This is a genomic window from Streptomyces lydicus, from assembly GCF_000717345.1.
In the GTDB taxonomy this organism is placed as follows: domain Bacteria; phylum Actinomycetota; class Actinomycetes; order Streptomycetales; family Streptomycetaceae; genus Streptomyces; species Streptomyces lydicus.
This window is the reverse complement of record NZ_JNZA01000005.1, coordinates 152,285-169,538: the sequence shown is the minus strand read 5'-3', so window position 1 is coordinate 169,538 and position 17,254 is coordinate 152,285. Positions and strand designations below refer to the sequence as shown.

Here is a 17,254-nt window from a genome sequence, read left to right as displayed (position 1 = left end):
GATCGAGCGATCCAAAAGGTGGTAGCGTGCCGCCATGGCACGGCCCAGGAAGTTCGACGAGGCGCGGGCGGTGGACGCCGCGATGGAGGCGTTCTGGGCCGCCGGCTACGAGGCGACGTCCACCCAGGACCTGTGTGATGCCACGGGCCTGGGCCGCAGCAGCATCTACAACACCTTCAAGAGCAAGCACGACCTCTTCGAACGGGCCCTGGCCCGCTACATGGAGCGCAAGAACGGCGAACTCGCCGCGCTCCTGGAGGGCGAGCTGCCCACCCGGCAGAAGATCCGCGCGCTGCTCCAGCGGGTGATCGACGAGGAGTGCGCGGACGACGCGGACGGCCGGGGCTGCCTGGTCGTCAACTCCTGCGTCGAGGTGGCGGCCCATGACCCGTCCGTCGCCGCCTCGTTGGAGCGCGACTACGGCGTGCGGCTGGAAGCGCTCCGCGCCGTGATCGAGTCCGGCCGGCGCGCCGGCGACCTCACCGGTGACCGGGACGCCCGCACCCTCGCCCACCTCGTCATCGCCACCATCGGCGGCCTCCGCGTCTCCGCGCGCGCCGGCGTCGACCGCGCCGCCCTGGAGGCGGTCGCGGACGCGGCCCTCGCCGCCTTCTGACCGCCGCGGCGGCGACGCGCCCGGCACCCGGGGCGTCGTTCGGCTACCGCGCGTCCCTGCCCCGCAGGGTCACCAGTGCCGCCCCCGCCGCCGCGAGGGCCGCGACGGCGAGTCCGAAGAGGGTGGCGGCCGTCGGCAGGCCGAGGGCGTCACTGAGGTAGCCGTCGGCGACGGGGAGGGCGCCGGCGAGGAGGTAACCGCCCGCGTTCAGGGCCGCGTTGGCCTCCGCGCGGCGATGGGCCGGGACCTCGCGGCTCAGCAGCGTCAGCCCGCCGAGCTGCCCCGCGCCCTGGCCCGCGCCGGCCAGGACCACCGAGGCGAGCAGCGGTGCCAGGGCGCCGGTGTGGATCGCGGTGACCAGGGCCAGGGTGGCGGAGACGGTGGCGGCGCCGGAGACGAGCAGGACGGTGCGGACCGCCGGCCGGCGCAGCGCGAACTGCACGCCGGTCGCGGACAGGAACATCGCCAGCGCCATGCCGCCCGCCAGCGCGCGGTTCGCCGTACCGAGCAGCCCGGTCAGCAGGGACGGTCCCAGCGAGAGGACGAACGCGGTGGCGCTGATGCCCGGGGCGAACCCGGCCAGCCCCAGTGCGAGATGGCGGCGGTTGGCCCGGGGGACGGCCGGCAGTCGCACCCAGGAACCGGAGGAGCCGGCGGTCGCAGGGGAGGCGGCACGGGCGTCGCGCCCCGGCCGGCTGCGCGGCAGCGGCATCCGCGCCACCACCGCCAACGCCGTTGCCAGCAGGACCGCTTCGACGCCGAAGACGGTGACGGTCGGCGCGGGCGCGGTCTCCGAGAGCACCCCGGCCAGTACGGGGCCGATCCCGGCGCCCAGCACCATCCCCGTGGAAGCCAGCAGCGGGCCGAGGGTCCGTCCGGCCGCGAGATCGGTCACCGCGGCCATGCCGGCCGACACCGCGGCGCCGGTGGCGATCCCGGTCAGCAGGCGGGCCGCGGCCAGCGCGGCCACCGAGGGCGCGGTGGCGTAGACGAGGCAGGCGACGATGCCCAGCAGCAGCGCCGGCACCAGGACCGGCTTGCGGCCCAGCCGGTCCGAGGCGACGCCCGCCACCAGCAGCGTGCCGAGCAGCCCGACCACATACGCGGCGTAGACGAGCGTCAAAGTGCCGGAACCGAAGCCCAGTTGGTGCTGCCAGACGCCGTACAGCGGCATCGCCGCATTCGACAGGATGAAGAGCGCGACCACCGGCCAGGCGGCGAACCAGATCTCGCGGACGGGTGGCGGCGGCGCCGTGGGTGCCACCGGCACGGGCCGGGTCGCGGGTGCCGTGCGGGGTGCGGGCACGGCTGGCGTTCGGGTTTCGGTCATCGGGTCCCCTCCTCCTCCGGCCTGTACGAGTTACTTCGTACAAGCTGTACGAGAAGATTCGTACAGGCAATGGCAGTACGATGCAAGTCGTACAACGGAGCGCGTGGCCGAGAGGGAGGAGCACCCGGATGTCGTCCACCACGGCGAAGGGAACCGGGAAGACGGGCGGAGCCGAGAAGGCGGGCGGAGCCGAAAGGGCAGGCGGCGGGCGCCCGTTGCGGCTCGACCTCGCCGCGCTGCAGCGGCCCGTGCCGCCCGGCGCTCCCGATCCGCTGCCGGAGCCGGACCGCGACGCGCTGCGGCTGGACGTCGTCATGGGCGCGCTGAGCGACCCGCTCCGGATGCGCATCGTGCGCACGCTGCTGCTGGAGTCCGAGGCGTTCGACCACACCTGCGGCTGGTTCGGCCTCGACCGCCCCAAGTCCTCGCTCACCCACCACTTCAGGGCGCTGCGCGAAGCCGGTCTGATCCGTCAGCGCCAGTACGGCCTGGAGCGGCGCAGCCATGTCCGGGTGGCCGACCTGGAGACGCGGTTCCCCGGCCTGCTGGGTCTGGTCGCCGACTGGCGGGAGTGAGCGGCCGGGCGACGGGGCGTCAGCCCGTAGGAGGTGCGTCCGTAGGGGGTGCCTCCGGAGGCAGGGGCGCGCCGTCCGGTCCGGCCACTTCGAGACGCAGCCGCAGCCCGCGGCGCAGGCCCCACCGCGCCATCGCGCCGGCCTCCGCCTCCAGGACGTGCCGGGCGCGGAGCCGGGGGAGCCCCAGCCGGCCCGGCCGCATCGTCCGTACGCCCAGCACGGTGAAGTCCCGCCCCAGATAGGCCACATCGATCGCGAACCGCATCCGGAAGGTGTGCACCCCGCTCGCCGGGGTCAGCAGCAGCGCCCCCGCGATGCCGTCGCGGCCCAGCAGACCACGGGTACGCGCGCGGTAGGACGCCGCGATCTCCACCGGAACGGCGCAGTCCGCACCGTGCAGCATCCCCGGGCCGTTCTCCCACCGCGCCATGCCGGCGTTTCTATCAGCTTCGGCACCTCCCCGGTCCGCCCACCCCGGCCCGCCGGCACGCTCTAGGGTCGACGGGTGCCAGTGACGCTGATGGTTCTCGCCGCCGCCTACGGGGCCGCCGTCGGGCTGCTCCTGCCGCGGCCCGCCTACCGGATGGCCGTCGAGCCGGAGGAGGAGTGGCGCGCCCGGTGCCCCGGCGGGCATCCGCTCACGGGTGCGGCACGGGGCTGGCTCGGCCCGGGGCGCTGTCCGCACTGCGGGGCCTACGGGCCCGCCGCGCTGCCCGCCGCGACCGCGACCGCGCTGGTCTGCGCCGCCCTCGCGGCGGCCACCGGCCCGCGGCCGGAACTCGTCGCCTGGCTGGTGATGGCGCCGCTCGCGCTGCTGATGGTGACCGTCGACTGGCGGGTCCGGCGGCTCCCGGACGCGCTGACGCTGTCGCTCGCGGCGACCGGGGCGGGGATGCTGGGCCTCGTCGCGCTGCTCACCGGCGAGACCGCGGCCTGGCGCCGGGCCCTGCTGGCCGGCCTGCTCCTCGCGGGCTTCTACTTCCTGCTGTACGTGATCAACCGGTCGGGGCTCGGCCTGGGCGACGTCAAGCTGGCCGCCGGCCTGGGGGTCGCCCTTGGGTGGTACGGCTGGCGCACGCTGGTCACCGGGGGAGCGGCGGGGGTGCTGCTCGGCGCGCTCTACGGGGCGGGGCTGGTGCTCGTCCGGCGCGGAGGCCGGAAAACCCCCATGCCCCTGGGGCCCTTCATGATCAGCGGGGCCTTCTGCGGTCTGCTCCTGGGGGCCGCCGCGGCGCCCTGAGCCGGTGGCGCGCGGGGCCGTTCCGGGCGACCCCGTACGCTCCGGGCCGCCCGCGCCACGCCGCGGCGCGCGCCGGTGCGCGCACCACGCCTTCCGCGGGGTTATGGTGGAAACCCCCCCTCGGGCCGGTCCGTATCCCCCCCACGGACCGGCCCGCTTTTTCTTGCCCGGGGCCGGCCGCGGGTCTCCCCGGGGCCGGCCCCGGCTCTCCGCTACGGCAGGGGCCGGGCGACCGGGGCGGCAGCGGTCGTCACCGCCGGGCCCAGATGTTCACGCCGTCCGTGGTCCTCGCGAACTCGTCGATCTCGGCCAGTTCCGCGTCCGTGATCGCCGGCGCGTCCAGCGCGGCGATGTTGGCCTCCAACTGGGCGACGCTGCTGGCGCCGATGAGGGCGGAGGTCATGCGCTCGTCGCGCAGCACCCAGCCGAGCGCGAGCTGGGCCAGGGACTGCTCGCGGCGGGCGGCGATCTCGTTCAGCCCACGCAGCCGGCGGACCACCTCCTCGGACAGCAGCTTCGGGTCCAGCGACTTGCCCTGGGCGGCGCGGGAGCCCTCGGGGATGCCCTTGAGGTACTTGTCCGTGAGCATGCCCTGGGCCAGCGGGGCGAAGGAGATGCAGCCCATCCCCTCGTCCTCGAGGGTGTCCAGCAGCTGATCGTCCTCGGTCCAGCGGTTGATCATCGAGTACGAGGGCTGGTGGATCAGGGCCGGTACGCCCATGCCGCGCAGGATGCCGGCCGCCTGCCGGGTCTGCTCGGCGTTGTACGACGAGATGCCGACGTAGAGGGCCTTGCCCTGCTGGACGGCGGAGGCCAGGGCACCCATCGTCTCCTCGAGCGGAGTCTCCGGGTCGAAGCGGTGCGAGTAGAAGATATCGACGTAATCGACACCCATCCGCTTCAGTGACGCATCCAACGACGAGAGGAGATATTTCCGCGAACCCCATTCGCCGTAGGGCCCGGGGTGCATCAGATATCCGGCCTTCGTGGAGAGAATGATCTCGTCGCGGTAGCCCCGGAAGTCCTGCGCGAAGATCTTTCCGAAGTTCAGCTCGGCCGAGCCGGGCGGCGGGCCGTAGTTGTTGGCCAGATCGAAGTGGGTGACGCCCAGGTCGAAGGCGCGGCGCAGGATGGCCCGCTGGGAGCTCAGGGTGCGGTCATCCCCGAAGTTGTGCCAGAGTCCAAGGGAGATAGCGGGGAGTTTGAGTCCGCTGCGACCCGTTCGCCGGTACTTCATCGAGTCGTAGCGGGAATCCGCGGCGCGGTAGTCGGTGCCAGTCATGCTCATCTCCCTATCACGTACTTGTGACCTACCTGATTGGGCTGTCGCGACGGCCGAGAAGTAAAGTTGCCCACTTGAGGCGACGGGGCGACCGCCATTGGCACGGAGGGGCTGGACCATACATGCTGCGATCTTCCGGGATGCGCATCCCGTATCCGCCTGCACTGCGCAATCTGGTTTACCGGCTGTACGCGCGTCGGGTGGAGGGCCGCCTGGATCACACCCAGGTGCCCAAGCACATCGGCGTCATCCTGGACGGCAACCGGCGCTGGGCGCGGGCCGACGGGCGGACGGCCGAACAGGGCCACCAGGCGGGTGCGGCCAAGATCAGCGAACTGCTGGGCTGGTGCGAGGAGACCGACGTCGAGGTCGTCACGCTGTGGATGCTGTCGACGGACAACCTCGACCGGCCCGAGGGCGAGCTGAAGCCGCTGCTGGGCATCATCGAGAACACCGTGCGGGACCTGGCCGCCGACGGCCGCTGGCGGGTGCACCACGTCGGCAACCGTGACCTGCTCCCGGAAGCCACCCAGCGGGTGCTCAAGGAGTCCGAGCAGGCCACCCACGACAACAGCGGCATCCTGGTGAACGTGGCCGTGGGCTACGGCGGCCGCCAGGAGATCGCCGACGCGGTGCGTTCGCTGCTGCTGGACCACGCCGAGCGCGGCACGTCCTTCGAGGAACTGGCCGAGATCGTCGACATCGACCTGATCTCGGAGCACCTCTACACCCGCGGCCAGCCGGACCCGGACCTGGTGATCCGCACCAGCGGTGAGCAGCGGCTCTCCGGCTTCATGCTGTGGCAGAGCGCCCATTCGGAGTACTACTTCTGCGAGGTCTTCTGGCCGGCCTTCCGGAAGGTCGACTTCCTGCGCGCGCTGCGCGACTACGCCGCCCGGCACCGCCGCTACGGCTTCTAGGCCCCCCACCGGCGTGCGGTTCGCGCCAGGCCCCCGGCGCACACGGCTTCCGGGGGCGGCCGGCCCCACGCCCCCGTGACCGGGGCCTTTCTGACGCCTTCTCGGCCCGGGGCCCGGCCGGCCCCGGCGCGCGCCGCCCGGCGATCACGCGTTACCAAAGGTTCATCGACCGTGCGTCATATGCCGTGGCATGGCGGCGGGGGTTCGAGGGAATATCCCTTCCAGGTCGGCGTCCGGAACAAGCCATCGGGCGCCGCATCTCAGCGGACGGCATGGGGCCGTCCGCCCGGGAGGCCCTTTGCACATCACGGAGATCCGTGCGTACCGCACGGGCGACGCGAGGGGCCGGCGCTCGGCCCACGCACTGTGGCCTGAGCCCGGTCCGGTCAGTAGATGGCCGGGGGTCCCCGGGGCCTCGCCCCGGGGGAGCACACCGCCCCGCGACGCCGTCGCACCCCAACCTCATCCGAGGGGGTTCGTCCACCCGTGGTGAACAGCAAGCAGCGCCGTGCCAACGACCGGCGCACTTATGTCCTCGACACCAGCGTCCTGCTGGCGGATCCAGGCGCCATGGCCCGCTTCGACGAGCACGAGGTCGTGCTGCCGGTCGTGGTGGTCACGGAGCTGGAGGCCAAGAGGCACCATCCCGAGCTCGGCTACTTCGCCCGCCAGGCGCTGCGCCTGCTGGACGAGTACCGGGTGCAGTTCGGGCGGCTGGACGCGCCCATCCCCATCGGAGAGCTGGGCGGGTCGCTCCGGGTCGAACTGAACCACTCCGACCCCGGCATCCTGCCCGCGGCCTTCCTCAACGGTCACCGGCTCGGCGACAACGACTCGCGGATCCTCGCCGTGGCGCGCAACCTCCAGGCCGAGGGGTACGACGTCACGGTCGTCTCCAAGGACCTGCCGATGCGCATCAAGGCGTCCTCGGTCGGGCTGCTGGCCGAGGAGTACCGCGCCGAGCTGGCGATCACCGACTCCGGCTGGACGGGGATGGCCGAGCTGACGGTCCCCGCCGACCAGGTGGACGACCTGTTCGCGGCCGAAACGGTGCACCTGCCGGGGGCCGCCGAACTCCCGGTGCACACCGGACTCGTCCTCCAGTCCGAGCGCGGCAAGGCGCTCGGCCGGGTCACCGCCGAGGGCGCGGTCCGGCTGGTGCGGGGCGACCGGGAGGCGTTCGGGATCCACGGCCGCAGCGCCGAACAGCGGATCGCGCTGGACCTGCTGCTCGACCCGGACGTCGGCATCGTCTCGATGGGCGGGCGGGCCGGTACGGGCAAGTCGGCGCTGGCGCTGTGCGCGGGCCTGGAGGCCGTACTCGAACGCCGGCAGCACCGCAAGGTGATGGTCTTCCGGCCGCTGTACGCCGTCGGCGGGCAGGAGCTGGGCTATCTGCCGGGCAGCGAGGCCGAGAAGATGAGCCCCTGGGCGCAGGCCGTCTTCGACACGCTGTCCGCGGTGACCACCAAGGACGTCATCGAGGAGGTGGTCGGCCGCGGCATGCTGGAGGTGCTGCCCCTGACGCACATCCGAGGGCGGTCGCTGCACGACGCGTTCGTCATCGTGGACGAGGCCCAGTCCCTGGAGCGGAACGTCCTTTTGACGGTTCTGTCCCGTATCGGGGCCAACTCCCGGGTCGTGCTGACCCATGACGTCGCCCAGCGCGACAACCTCCGGGTCGGGCGGTACGACGGGGTGGTCGCGGTCGTCGAGAAGCTGAAGGGGCATCCGCTGTTCGCGCACGTCACCCTGAACCGCTCGGAGCGTTCACCCATTGCGGCACTGGTGACCGAAATGCTGGAGGACGGCCGGATCTGACCGGTTGTCCGGATCTGACCTGTTGTAGGACGCGCCGTCCGGCAAAGCGAAGGAGCTTAGCCGGGCGGCGTTCCGCTGCGTGCGAGTATCCGAAAATCATTGGGCGTAAACGAGGTGTGAGCTTTCACACCCAGCAGGGAATTGCTTCCCGGCGTGCCGTTCGGGCAGAGTCTGGGTCCTGTCAGGCCCCGCATACGGCAGCACCACCACCCCCAGCGGTGGGGACAACAACTGAACTTCATAGCGAATCGCCGTATGCCGCCCGAGCACCACGCGGACCCCGAGGGGGACGTACCGGGCCAGTGCCTCCCGTGACCAGCCGGTCCCGCCTGCTCAACAGGGCCCGGAACAAGGGGAGGTCAGCGCCAGGGGCACGATTGCGTCCGCGAGGTCACCTAAGCGGGCGATGCTGGAAGGAAAACGTGTGAGCCGGATCTCGGTCCGGGGATTCGCCGTGGCATCCGCCACCGCGGTCACCACCGTCGGCGCCGTGGTCGGCGTCGCCGCAGGGCAGCCCGCTTCGGTCAGCGCCGAGGCCACCGCCGCCGATGCGACGATCGCAGACATCCCCGCGGGCGCACAGGCCCAGGTGCAGACGGCTTCCCTGACGCAGCAGGCGGACGACCAGTCCACCCAGGCGGATGCGGCAGCCCTCAAGTCCGCACAGGAAGCCGCCCGCAAGGCAGCAGCGGAGACCGCGCAGAGCAAGAAGGACGCCGCGGACGAGGCCAAGGCCAAGAAGGACGCCGACGCGCGCAAGAAGAAGGAGCAGGCCGCAACCCGCTCCTCCTCGCGCGCCGACCTGGGCGACCTCCTGGGCAAGAGCTCGTACTCCGTCGCCGAGACACAGGCGATCGCCCGCCAGATGATGGCCGGCGACCAGTTCCAGTGCTTCAGCAACATCGTGGACCACGAGTCCGGCTGGAACTACCGGGCCACCAACGCCTCCTCGGGCGCCTACGGGCTCGTCCAGGCGCTGCCCGGCTCCAAGATGTCCTCGGCCGGCTCCGACTGGCAGACCAACCCGGCGACCCAGATCAAGTGGGGCCTCAACTACATGAACGACCGTTACGGCAGCCCCTGCGGCGCCTGGTCGTTCTGGCAGGCCAACAGCTGGTACTAGGCCCGCCGGCCGCACCACCGCACGTCCGAAACCCCCGAACGCACCCGCGTCGGGGGTTTCGCGTGTCCGGCACAGGTAACGTCGTGCCATCAGGTGTGGTGCGTGGGAGGGGAAGAGGAAAGGGACATGTCCAGATTGCCTCAGTGGGTCGGCGGCCTCGGCGCCGGTCTGACGCGTCTCTCGCAGCGGCTGGAGGAACAGCGCCGCCGTGCGGAGGCCGCGGTGGAGGTCTCCCCTGGAGGGAGCCTGTCGGACTCCCTGGGGGAGGCCGGCGACCCGGAGGAGCTGAGGCGTGCCGAGCACGCTGACGGGCACCCGGCCGGTGGCGTGAAAAGGCCCGAGGGGGCCGTCGTCCACGGTGTGGTGGGCACGGTCGCCGAGCCCCGTGCGCCGCAGCGGACTCCGCGGACGGACACCGCAACAGAGCCGGCGCCGGCGACGGAGGCGGCCGGGGCACCGGACGCCGATGCCGCGCGCACGCCGGAGTCCGTTCCCGCCCCGCCCTCCTACGCACCGGCCGTCGCGGCCCGTCCCGATCCGGTCGACGCGGTGCCGTGGGGCATGCGGGTCGCCGCCGAGGCGGGCTGGCGGCTGCTGGTGCTGGCCGCCACGCTGTGGGTGCTGGCGCGGGTCATCACCACGATCCAGCTGGTCGTGCTGTCGTTCATCGCGGCGATGCTGATCACCGCGCTGCTGCAGCCGACGGTGGGCTGGCTGCGCCGGCGCGGGCTGCCGCGCGGGCCGGCCACCGCGCTGACCTTCATCGGCGGCTTCGTGATCATGGGTCTGGTCGGCTGGTTCGTCGTATGGCAGGTCCAGGACAACATCGACTCGGTCTCCAGCCGCATCCAGGAGGGCATCAGCGAGCTCAAGGGCTGGCTGCTGAAGAGTCCGTTCCATGTGACCGAGAGTCAGATCAACAGCATCGCCAAGAACCTCCAGGACGCGATCGGCGCCAACACCGAGGCGATCACCTCGGCCGGTCTGGAGGGCGTCACCGTCGTCCTGGAGGTGTTCACCGGCATCCTGCTGGCGATGTTCACCACGCTCTTCCTGCTCTACGACGGGCGGCGGATCTGGGAGTGGCTGCTCAGGCTCGTCCCGGGCGCGGCCCGCGAGGGCGTGGCGGGCGCCGGGCCGCGGGCCTGGCGGACGCTGACCGCCTATGTGCGCGGCACGGTCCTCGTGGCGCTCATCGACGCCATCTTCATCGGCATCGGGCTGTACTTCCTCAATGTGCCGCTGGCCGTCCCGCTCGCGGTCTTCATCTTCCTGTTCGCCTTCATCCCGCTGGTGGGCGCGGTGGTCTCGGGCGCGCTGGCCTGCGTGGTCGCGCTGGTGACCCAGGGCGTGTTCACGGCGCTGATGGTGCTGGCGGTGGTGCTGGCCGTGCAGCAGATCGAGGGCCACGTCCTCCAGCCGTTCATCCTGGGCCGGGCGGTCCGGGTGCACCCGCTGGCGGTGATCCTCTCCGTCGCCGCGGGCGGTCTGATCGCCGGCATCGGCGGTGCGGTCGTCGCGGTCCCGCTGGTGGCGGTCCTCAATACGGCCGTCGGCTATCTGCGCTCGTACTCCAGGGAGCAGGCGCTGCGGATGTCGGTGGCGCCCCGGGGCGCCACCGCGATCGGGGTGGCACCGACCCTGCCCCCGTCGGCACGCACGTCCCAGGAGCCGCCCGGGTAACGGGCGCCTGCCGGGCCGCACATGACGGCGCACGCGAAACCCCCGCAGACGCACGGTCTGCGGGGGTTTCGTCGATACGTGGCGCGAGGCGCCGCGCGGGTGCCGGATTACTCGGCGAGCGCGGCCTCGGCGTCCAGCGTGGCGCCGACGGCCTGCAGGACGGCCGCGATCTTGACGGCCTCCTGGATCGTCTCGCGCTCCACGCCGGCCTTGCGCAGCACCTGCTCGTGCGAGTCCAGGCACATGCCGCAGCCGTTGATGGCCGAGACGGCCAGCGACCACAGCTCGAAGTCGACCTTGTCGACGCCCGGGTTGCCGATGACGTTCATCCGCAGCCCGGCGCGCAGGTTGCCGTACTCGGGGTCCGACAGCAGGTGCCGGGTCCGGTAGAAGACGTTGTTCATCGCCATGACGGCGGCCGCGGACTTGGCAGCGGTGTACGCCTCGGCGGAGAGGTTCGCCTTCGCCTCGGGCTCCAGCTCGCGCAGCACCTTCGGCGAGCGCGAGGCGATCGCGCAGGCGAGCACCGTGCCCCACAGCTGCTGAGCGGGCAGGTCGCTGTTGCCGATCACCGAACCGAGGTTCAGCTTCAGGTCCTTGGCGTAGTCCGGAACCGCGGACTTGAGGTCATCGAGAGCCATGGGTGTCACTCACCTGCCAGCAGGCTGACCGGGTCCAGGGTGTCCTCGCCCTTGCTCCAGTTGCAGGGGCACAGCTCGTCCGTCTGGAGAGCGTCGAGGACCCGGAGGACCTCCTTGGGGTTACGGCCGACGGAGCCGGCGGTCACCATCGTGAACTGGATCTCGTTGTTCTGGTCGACGATGAAGACGGCGCGCTGCGCGAAGCCGTCCTCGCCCTCGATGCCCAGGTCGCGCATGAGCTCGTGCTTCGAGTCGGCGAGCATCGGGAAGGGCAGGTCGGTCAGGTCCGGGTGGTCCTTGCGCCAGGCGTGGTGCACGAACTCGGAGTCGCCGGAGAAGCCGAGGATCTGGGCGTCACGGTCGGCGAACTCTTCGTTCAGCTTGCCGAAGGCCGCGATCTCGGTCGGGCACACGAAGGTGAAGTCCTTGGGCCACGCGAAGACGATCTTCCACTTGCCCTCGTAGGTCTTGTGGTTGATCTGCTCGAACTCCTTGCCCTTCTCCAGCGAGACACAGGCAGTCAGGTCGAACTCGGGGAACTTGTCACCGACAGTGAGCACACGCTCTCCTTGTAGCACAGAAAGTCCCTTGTGGGGTCTTTCAGTCGTTCTATGAGGCTTGGACGAGTCACACAGTGGCACACGAGCTATTGATCAGGGAAATAGCTAGACTGGTTGATGTTGATCGGAGGTGGTTATCAGTGGCTTCACCGGTGGGCGGACGGCCCCGCCAGCCCAGCCTTGCCCAGCTGCGCGCGTTCGCCGCGGTGGCCGAGCATCTGCACTTCCGCGAGGCGGCAGCCGAGATCGGCATGAGCCAGCCCGCGCTGTCCGGGGCGGTCTCCGCGCTGGAGGAAACGCTCGGGGTGCAGCTCCTGGAGCGTACGACGCGCAAGGTGCTGCTCTCTCCGGCGGGGGAGCGGGTGGCGGCCCGGGCCCGTACGGTCCTGGAGGCCGTCGGCGACCTGATGGAGGAGGCGGAGGCGGCCCGCGCACCCTTCACGGGCGTGCTGCGCCTCGGGGTGATCCCCACCGTCGCGCCGTATCTCCTGCCGACGGTGCTGCGGCTGGTCCATGACACCTACCCCGACCTGGACCTCCAGGTCCACGAGGAGCAGACCGCCTCGCTCCTGGACGGCCTGGCCCACGGCCGGCTCGACCTGCTGCTCCTCGCCGTCCCCCTCGGCGTCCCCCAGGTCACCGAACTCCCCCTCTTCGACGAGGACTTCGTCCTGGTCGCCCCCAAGGACCACTGGCTCGGCGGCCGCGGCGACATCCCCCGCCAGGCCCTCCAGGAACTCGACCTGCTGCTGCTCGACGAGGGGCACTGCCTGCGCGACCAGGCCCTGGACATCTGCCGCGAGGCCGGCCGGGACGAGAACACCCCCGTGACCACGAGTGCGGCCGGCCTGTCCACGCTGGTGCAGCTGGTGGCCGGCGGCATGGGCGTGACCCTGCTGCCCCGTACGGCCCTCCGCGTCGAAACGGCCCGCAACGACCAGCTCACCACCGGCTACTTCGCCGACCCGGCGCCCTCCCGGCGCATCGCCCTCGCCATGCGTACGGGCGCCGCCCGGCAGAACGAATTCGAGGCGTTCGCGGAGGCGTTGCGCGGGGCGCTGCGGGGGCTGCCGGTGCGGATGGCGACGGGGTGAGGGTCAGGGGCGGGCGGTTTCGAGGATCGCGGCGACGTCCAGGACGACCTCCGCTCCGACGGAGTCCGGGAGCGTGATCTGCTCGCCGGGCGCGTGGACCCGGTGACTGCGGTATTCGTTGGCGTAGGGGTCGGTCAGCACGTGGATGCGGTGGTTCCTCCTGTCGACGATGACGTAGACCGGGATCTTGGCGATGGCATAGGCGACGACCTTTGTCTTGAGATCGGTCGCGTGGTTGGACGAGGTGACCTCCAGCGCCAGGCGGAAGATCGCGGGATCGTAGTTGTTCTTCTCGATGCGGTGCTCGCGGAAATCGGCGTCCACGACGGACAGGTCCGGGATCGCGTAGTTGAAAGGACCATCGGGGAGCCATACGCCCATCGACTGGGCCACATAGGTCTGGCCACCGTGAACCGGAGCGAACGCGTAGGCGATGTCGGTCAAGGAGACCGCATGGGCGCCGTCGGCGGATGGTGTCACGGTGATTGCTCCCCCGAGAATCTCGACGCGGTAGCCGGGAAGCATCTCGGTGAGCTTTTCTGCTTCGTCGAGCAGGGTGGGCTCATCCTCGCAGGGGTGCTCGACCGCTGCGGCAGACATGGCGCCTCCTAGTGGCTGGTATCGAGACCATCATCGTAGGCAGAGCGCCGCGCAGCCGTCTCGTACGACGACGTTCACCCGTTCGAGGCGAGCCCGTCCCGCTCACTCCGTTCGCAGGCCCTCCGGCCGCATCATGCGCCACAGCGGCGGGAGGCTCAGGGCGGTGACGAAGAGGATGACGGCGCCGCCGATGCCGGTCATGGCGGTGACGACGGGCCAGTCCACGGTCACCGCGCTGTCGATCATGGCGAGCAGCAGCGAGCCCAGGGACAGGCCGCAGGCCAGCGCCAGGGCGAGGCCGAGCACGACGGGGAGGGCGGTCTGCCACAGGACCGACCAGCCCAGGGTGGCGCGGCGGGTGCCGTAGGCATCGAGGGTGGACAGCAGGCGACGGCGTTCGTGGAGCTGCTCGACGGTGGAGATGATCAGGCCCGCGCCGATCAGCAGCAGGGTGATCACCGCGCCGATGAACAGGCCGTTGCGGACGCTGGTGTACGGCCCGTCGTGCGGGTTGTCGACCGCGGAGTACTCGTTCATCATCGGGTCGATCCGGGCGGCGGTGTTGCGGATGTGCTCCACCGCGTCGGGGGTGGCGCGGTCGAAGTCGACCTGCAATTCCGCGGTGGGGCTGTTGAGCCGGCCGAGGTCGAGGGACGACGGGGTGGCCAGCAGGTCGTAGGAGAAGCGGCCGGGCTCCCGGCCGGGGTCGCGCAGCTGCACCGGGCGCGTGGTGCCGGGGACCGTCCAGGGTTGCGGCGTCACCTGATCGTCCGGGCCGATCGCGGTGTTGAGGTCCACGGTCCGGCCGGGGGCCACCGGGACGTCCGTGCCGGGGGCGTTGGTGGTGCGGAAGACGTCGCCGTCCCGGCAGGAGGGAAGGCGGGCGAGGGTGCGCAGTTCGGCGCAGCTTCCGACGGCGAGGGTCCAGGGGCGGAGGTCGTCCTGCGGCCGGCCGGCCGCCGGGAGCGGCCCGATCAGGGCGTCGACGGTGCCGCGGGCGGCGGTCACCCCGGGGGTGGCATGCAGCGCGCCGAGCGCCTGCTCGGTCCCGGACCAGCTCCTGGCGTTGCCCCACAGGCCGATCCGCGGGATCTTGCCGGACTCCGCGTACGCCGCGGCGTAGCCGGCCTGCATGCCCGTCATCAGCATGTGGATCGCGATCGCGCCGGCCACCGCGACGGTGATCCCGCTGACCGCGCGGGTGGCCGAGCCGCTGTTCAACTGGAGGCGGCGGACGGCCAGTTGCCACGGGACCGGGCCGCCGTGCAGCCGGCTGACCACCGCGTCCACCAGCCAGGGCAGCAGCGCGGTGACGCCGATCAGCAGCAGCAGCGAGCCGGCCGCGAACCGGGCGGTGTTGAGCGGGGTGTCGGTCCACTTCTCCCCCCACGTCAGGGGGACCAGGAGCAGGGCGCCCAGCGCGGGCAGCGCCACCCGCCACCACAGCCGGCGGCGGACCGGCGGCCGGTTGCGGACGACGCCCAGCGGCTCGACAGTGATCCCGCGCTGGGCGAACAGCGTGACCAGGACGGCCGCGGTCGGCACGAGCAGCCCGACGAGCGTCGCGGCGAGCGGGCCGGGGGTGACGTCCGAGGGGAAGACGTTGATGCCCCAGAGGGTGATCAGCGGCGCGGACAGCCGGCCGCCCACGAAGAGCGCGGCCCCGCCGAGCAGCCCCAGCAGGGAGCCGAACAGCGCCTCGCCGGAGGCGACCCGGCGGGTGGTGCCGACGTCGGCGCCGACCAGGCGCAGCGCGGCCAGCCGTCGTTCGCGGCGCTCGTAGCCGAACCGCACGGACGTGCCGATGAAGACCATGACGGGCGTCAGCAGGGCCACACACGTCATGATCACCAGGAGCACGGCGGGGGTCTGCATCGGCGTCGGGTCCCAGTTCTTGCCGAAGTGGTCGATGCGGTAGCCGTCGGGCGCGGCGAGGGTGGCGCTCTGCGCGACGTAGGTGAGTTCCCGCGGGCCGAGCAGGCCGGCGTCGCCGATGGTGCCGGCGATCCGGTAGGGCAGGCGGTCGCGCAGCAGGGCGCCTTCGGGGGAGTCCAGCAGTTCCTTGAGGGCGGGGGAGACCAGCATCCGGCCGGCGCCGGGGAGGTGGCGCACGCCGGGCGGTACGGGCGGGTGGGCGCCGTCGGGACGGACCAGCCGGCCGCGGATCGGCGTCCCGCGGAAGGTGGTGTCGACCGAGGCGTAGCGCAGGGTGGTGTCGGCCGCCCGGGGCTGGTGGACCTGGCCGAGGTTCTCGCGGGCCTTCTCGCGGCCGTGCCAGGCGTCCATCAGGGACGGTACGGACGCGCCGAGGAGGAGGACCGCCACGCCCAGGGCGACGCCGGCCGCCGTCAGCGCCGTACGGATCCAGCCCTCGCGGCCGCCGCCGGCCGCGAACCGGATGCCCATCGCGAGGTCGCGGCCCCAGACGGCGGGGCCGGTGCGCGGTGCGGCGAGCGGGTCCCGGCGGGCCGCCGCGTCCCGGTCCCGGCCGCCGCCGCGCCCGCCGCCGTCGCCGGCACGGGAGGGCAGCGGGCTCATATCAAGCCCGCCATCATGTCCTTCACTTTGCCGTCGCGGACGACGATCTCCCGGTCGGAGTAGGCGGCGACCCGTGCCTCGTGGGTGACCAGGACGACCGCGGCGTGGGTGTCGCGGGCGGCGTCGGTGAGCAGGGTCAGCACCCGCTCGCCGTTGAGGGAGTCCAGGGCGCCGGTCGGCTCGTCGGCGAAGACCACCCGGGGGCGGGTGGCCAGCGCGCGGGCGACCGCGATCCGCTGGCCCTGGCCGCCGGAGAGCTCACCGGGGCGCTGCTGCGCGACGGTGTCCACCTCCAGGCGCTCCAGCCACTCGCGGGCCTGCCGCTCGGCCTCCTTGCGCTTGGTGCCGTTCAGCCGCAGCGGCAGTGCGACGTTCTCCAGCGCGGTCAACTCCGGTACCAGCTGGCCGAATTGGAAGACGAAGCCGAAGTCGGTGCGGCGCAGGGCGCTGCGCCGGGCGTCGCTGAGGCCGGTGAGGGTGTGCGGGCCGTAGCGGACGGTGCCGGAGTCCGGGGCGATGATGCCGGCCAGGCAGTGCAGCAGCGTCGACTTGCCGGACCCGGAGGGGCCCATGACGGCGACGACCTCGCCCGGGTGGATCGAGAAGTCCGCGCCGTCGAGGGCGGGCGTGGGGCCGTACGCCTTGTGCAGCCCCTCCGCCACGAGCAGGGATCCCTCCGGCGTCATGCCCGGACCGCTTCCGCCAGCTTGTCGAGCCGGGCGGCGGTCAGCTCCAGCCAGCGCAGGTCGGCTTCGAGGTGGAAGAGGGCGTGGTCGCAGATCAGCTGGTCGGCGAGGTCGCCGGTGCGCTTGCGCTCGGTCAGTCCGCGCATCAGCCGCAGATGCTCGGTGCGCTGGGTGTCCAGCAGCTCGGCGGCGTCGCGGCGGGTCATCAGGGCGAGTACGACCTTGGTGTAGAGCGTCGACTGGAGATACGGCTCGGGCTTCTCCGCGCGGGCCAGCCACTGGGCGACGTCGGTGACACCGGCGTCGGTGATCGCGTACCGCTTGCGCTCGGGTCCGGCGCCGGCCTCGACGGCGTCCACCTCGACCAGGCCGTTCTTCAGCAGCCGGGACATCGTGGAGTAGACCTGCCCGTAGTGCAGCGGGCGGTCGTGGCCGAAGTGCTCGTCGAAGGCCCGCTTGAGGTCGTAGCCATGGCGGGGGCCGGACTCCAGGAGGCCCAGCAGCGTATGACCGATTGACATGACGACCACCTTACTTGGGGCTCT

At 71.9% G+C, this 17,254-nt stretch carries 17 protein-coding genes; 8 read left to right on the top strand and 9 right to left on the bottom strand.

The window, feature by feature from the left end; all coding sequences use genetic code 11:
* Window positions 1–34: 34 nt before the first annotated feature.
* Window positions 35–616: a TetR/AcrR family transcriptional regulator gene (locus tag OO62_RS06125; protein WP_033266186.1), complete on the top strand. Its 582-nt coding sequence runs from the start codon at window positions 35–37 to the stop codon at window positions 614–616.
* A gap of 43 nt (window positions 617–659) precedes the next feature.
* On the opposite strand, the gene OO62_RS06120 is transcribed toward OO62_RS06125, so the two are convergent.
* A complete protein-coding gene (locus OO62_RS06120) occupies window positions 660–1,946 on the bottom strand; it encodes an MFS transporter (protein WP_051732790.1) in 1,287 nt (428 codons plus the stop codon).
* Window positions 1,947–2,074: 128 nt separating this feature from the next.
* On the opposite strand from OO62_RS06120, the gene OO62_RS06115 reads away from it, so the two are divergent.
* Window positions 2,075–2,521: an ArsR/SmtB family transcription factor gene (locus OO62_RS06115; RefSeq protein ID WP_078617034.1), complete on the top strand. Its 447-nt coding sequence runs from the start codon at window positions 2,075–2,077 to the stop codon at window positions 2,519–2,521.
* A 19-nt stretch (window positions 2,522–2,540) separates the two neighbouring features.
* Here the strand turns inward: OO62_RS06115 and OO62_RS06110 are convergent, their stop codons facing one another.
* Complete coding sequence (locus tag OO62_RS06110) at window positions 2,541–2,951, bottom strand: DUF192 domain-containing protein (protein WP_033266184.1); 411 nt, start codon at window positions 2,949–2,951, stop codon at window positions 2,541–2,543.
* Between the two features lie 75 nt (window positions 2,952–3,026).
* Here OO62_RS06110 and OO62_RS06105 point away from each other — a divergent pair, with 75 nt between their 5' ends.
* Complete coding sequence (locus tag OO62_RS06105; protein WP_106974814.1) at window positions 3,027–3,761, top strand: prepilin peptidase; 735 nt, start codon at window positions 3,027–3,029, stop codon at window positions 3,759–3,761.
* Between the two features lie 250 nt (window positions 3,762–4,011).
* Here OO62_RS06105 and mgrA read toward each other — a convergent pair whose 3' ends face one another.
* The gene (mgrA, locus tag OO62_RS06100) at window positions 4,012–5,043 is read right to left on the bottom strand and encodes an L-glyceraldehyde 3-phosphate reductase (protein WP_033266183.1); all 1,032 of its coding nucleotides are present in this window, start codon (window positions 5,041–5,043) and stop codon (window positions 4,012–4,014) included.
* Between the two features lie 140 nt (window positions 5,044–5,183).
* Here mgrA and OO62_RS06095 point away from each other — a divergent pair, with 140 nt between their 5' ends.
* The 4 genes from OO62_RS06095 (at window position 5,184) to OO62_RS06080 (ending at window position 10,590) form a co-directional block, all read left to right on the top strand.
* Window positions 5,184–5,963 (top strand): isoprenyl transferase, encoded by a 780-nt coding sequence (locus OO62_RS06095; protein ID WP_033266182.1) that lies wholly within the window; start codon window positions 5,184–5,186, stop codon window positions 5,961–5,963.
* A gap of 486 nt (window positions 5,964–6,449) precedes the next feature.
* Window positions 6,450–7,784, top strand: a complete 1,335-nt coding sequence (phoH2, locus tag OO62_RS06090) for an RNA 5'-3' helicase PhoH2 (protein WP_033266181.1) — start codon at window positions 6,450–6,452, stop codon at window positions 7,782–7,784.
* A 424-nt stretch (window positions 7,785–8,208) separates the two neighbouring features.
* Window positions 8,209–8,907, top strand: a complete 699-nt coding sequence (locus OO62_RS06085; protein ID WP_033266180.1) for an aggregation-promoting factor C-terminal-like domain-containing protein — start codon at window positions 8,209–8,211, stop codon at window positions 8,905–8,907.
* 126 nt (window positions 8,908–9,033) lie between these two features.
* Window positions 9,034–10,590 (top strand): AI-2E family transporter, encoded by a 1,557-nt coding sequence (locus OO62_RS06080; RefSeq protein WP_033266179.1) that lies wholly within the window; start codon window positions 9,034–9,036, stop codon window positions 10,588–10,590.
* A gap of 107 nt (window positions 10,591–10,697) precedes the next feature.
* On the opposite strand, the gene OO62_RS06075 is transcribed toward OO62_RS06080, so the two are convergent.
* Entirely contained in the window at window positions 10,698–11,231 is a 534-nt protein-coding gene (locus OO62_RS06075; RefSeq protein WP_033266178.1) for an alkyl hydroperoxide reductase, read from the bottom strand.
* A 5-nt stretch (window positions 11,232–11,236) separates the two neighbouring features.
* Window positions 11,237–11,791 carry a peroxiredoxin gene (locus tag OO62_RS06070; protein WP_033266177.1) on the bottom strand — a complete coding sequence of 185 codons (555 nt, stop codon included), beginning with the start codon at window positions 11,789–11,791 and terminating at the stop codon, window positions 11,237–11,239.
* A gap of 140 nt (window positions 11,792–11,931) precedes the next feature.
* Here OO62_RS06070 and OO62_RS06065 point away from each other — a divergent pair, with 140 nt between their 5' ends.
* Window positions 11,932–12,885 (top strand): hydrogen peroxide-inducible genes activator, encoded by a 954-nt coding sequence (locus tag OO62_RS06065; RefSeq protein WP_077193370.1) that lies wholly within the window; start codon window positions 11,932–11,934, stop codon window positions 12,883–12,885.
* 3 nt (window positions 12,886–12,888) lie between these two features.
* Here OO62_RS06065 and OO62_RS06060 read toward each other — a convergent pair whose 3' ends face one another.
* The 4 genes from OO62_RS06060 to OO62_RS06045 all read right to left on the bottom strand — a co-directional run bounded on the left by OO62_RS06060 (window position 12,889) and on the right by OO62_RS06045 (window position 17,230).
* Entirely contained in the window at window positions 12,889–13,485 is a 597-nt protein-coding gene (locus OO62_RS06060; RefSeq protein WP_033266175.1) for a Uma2 family endonuclease, read from the bottom strand.
* 102 nt (window positions 13,486–13,587) lie between these two features.
* A complete protein-coding gene (locus tag OO62_RS06055) occupies window positions 13,588–16,023 on the bottom strand; it encodes an FtsX-like permease family protein (RefSeq protein ID WP_033266174.1) in 2,436 nt (811 codons plus the stop codon).
* On the bottom strand, window positions 16,020–16,709 hold the full coding sequence (locus tag OO62_RS06050; protein WP_033266173.1) for an ABC transporter ATP-binding protein: 690 nt from the start codon (window positions 16,707–16,709) through the stop codon (window positions 16,020–16,022). Before OO62_RS06050 ends, OO62_RS06055 begins: the two co-directional genes overlap by 4 nt.
* Window positions 16,706–17,230, bottom strand: coding sequence for a PadR family transcriptional regulator (locus tag OO62_RS06045; RefSeq protein ID WP_033266172.1), 525 nt, complete (start codon window positions 17,228–17,230; stop codon window positions 16,706–16,708). The genes OO62_RS06050 and OO62_RS06045 overlap by 4 nt, the downstream gene beginning before the upstream one ends.
* Between the last annotated feature and the right edge of the window lie 24 nt (window positions 17,231–17,254).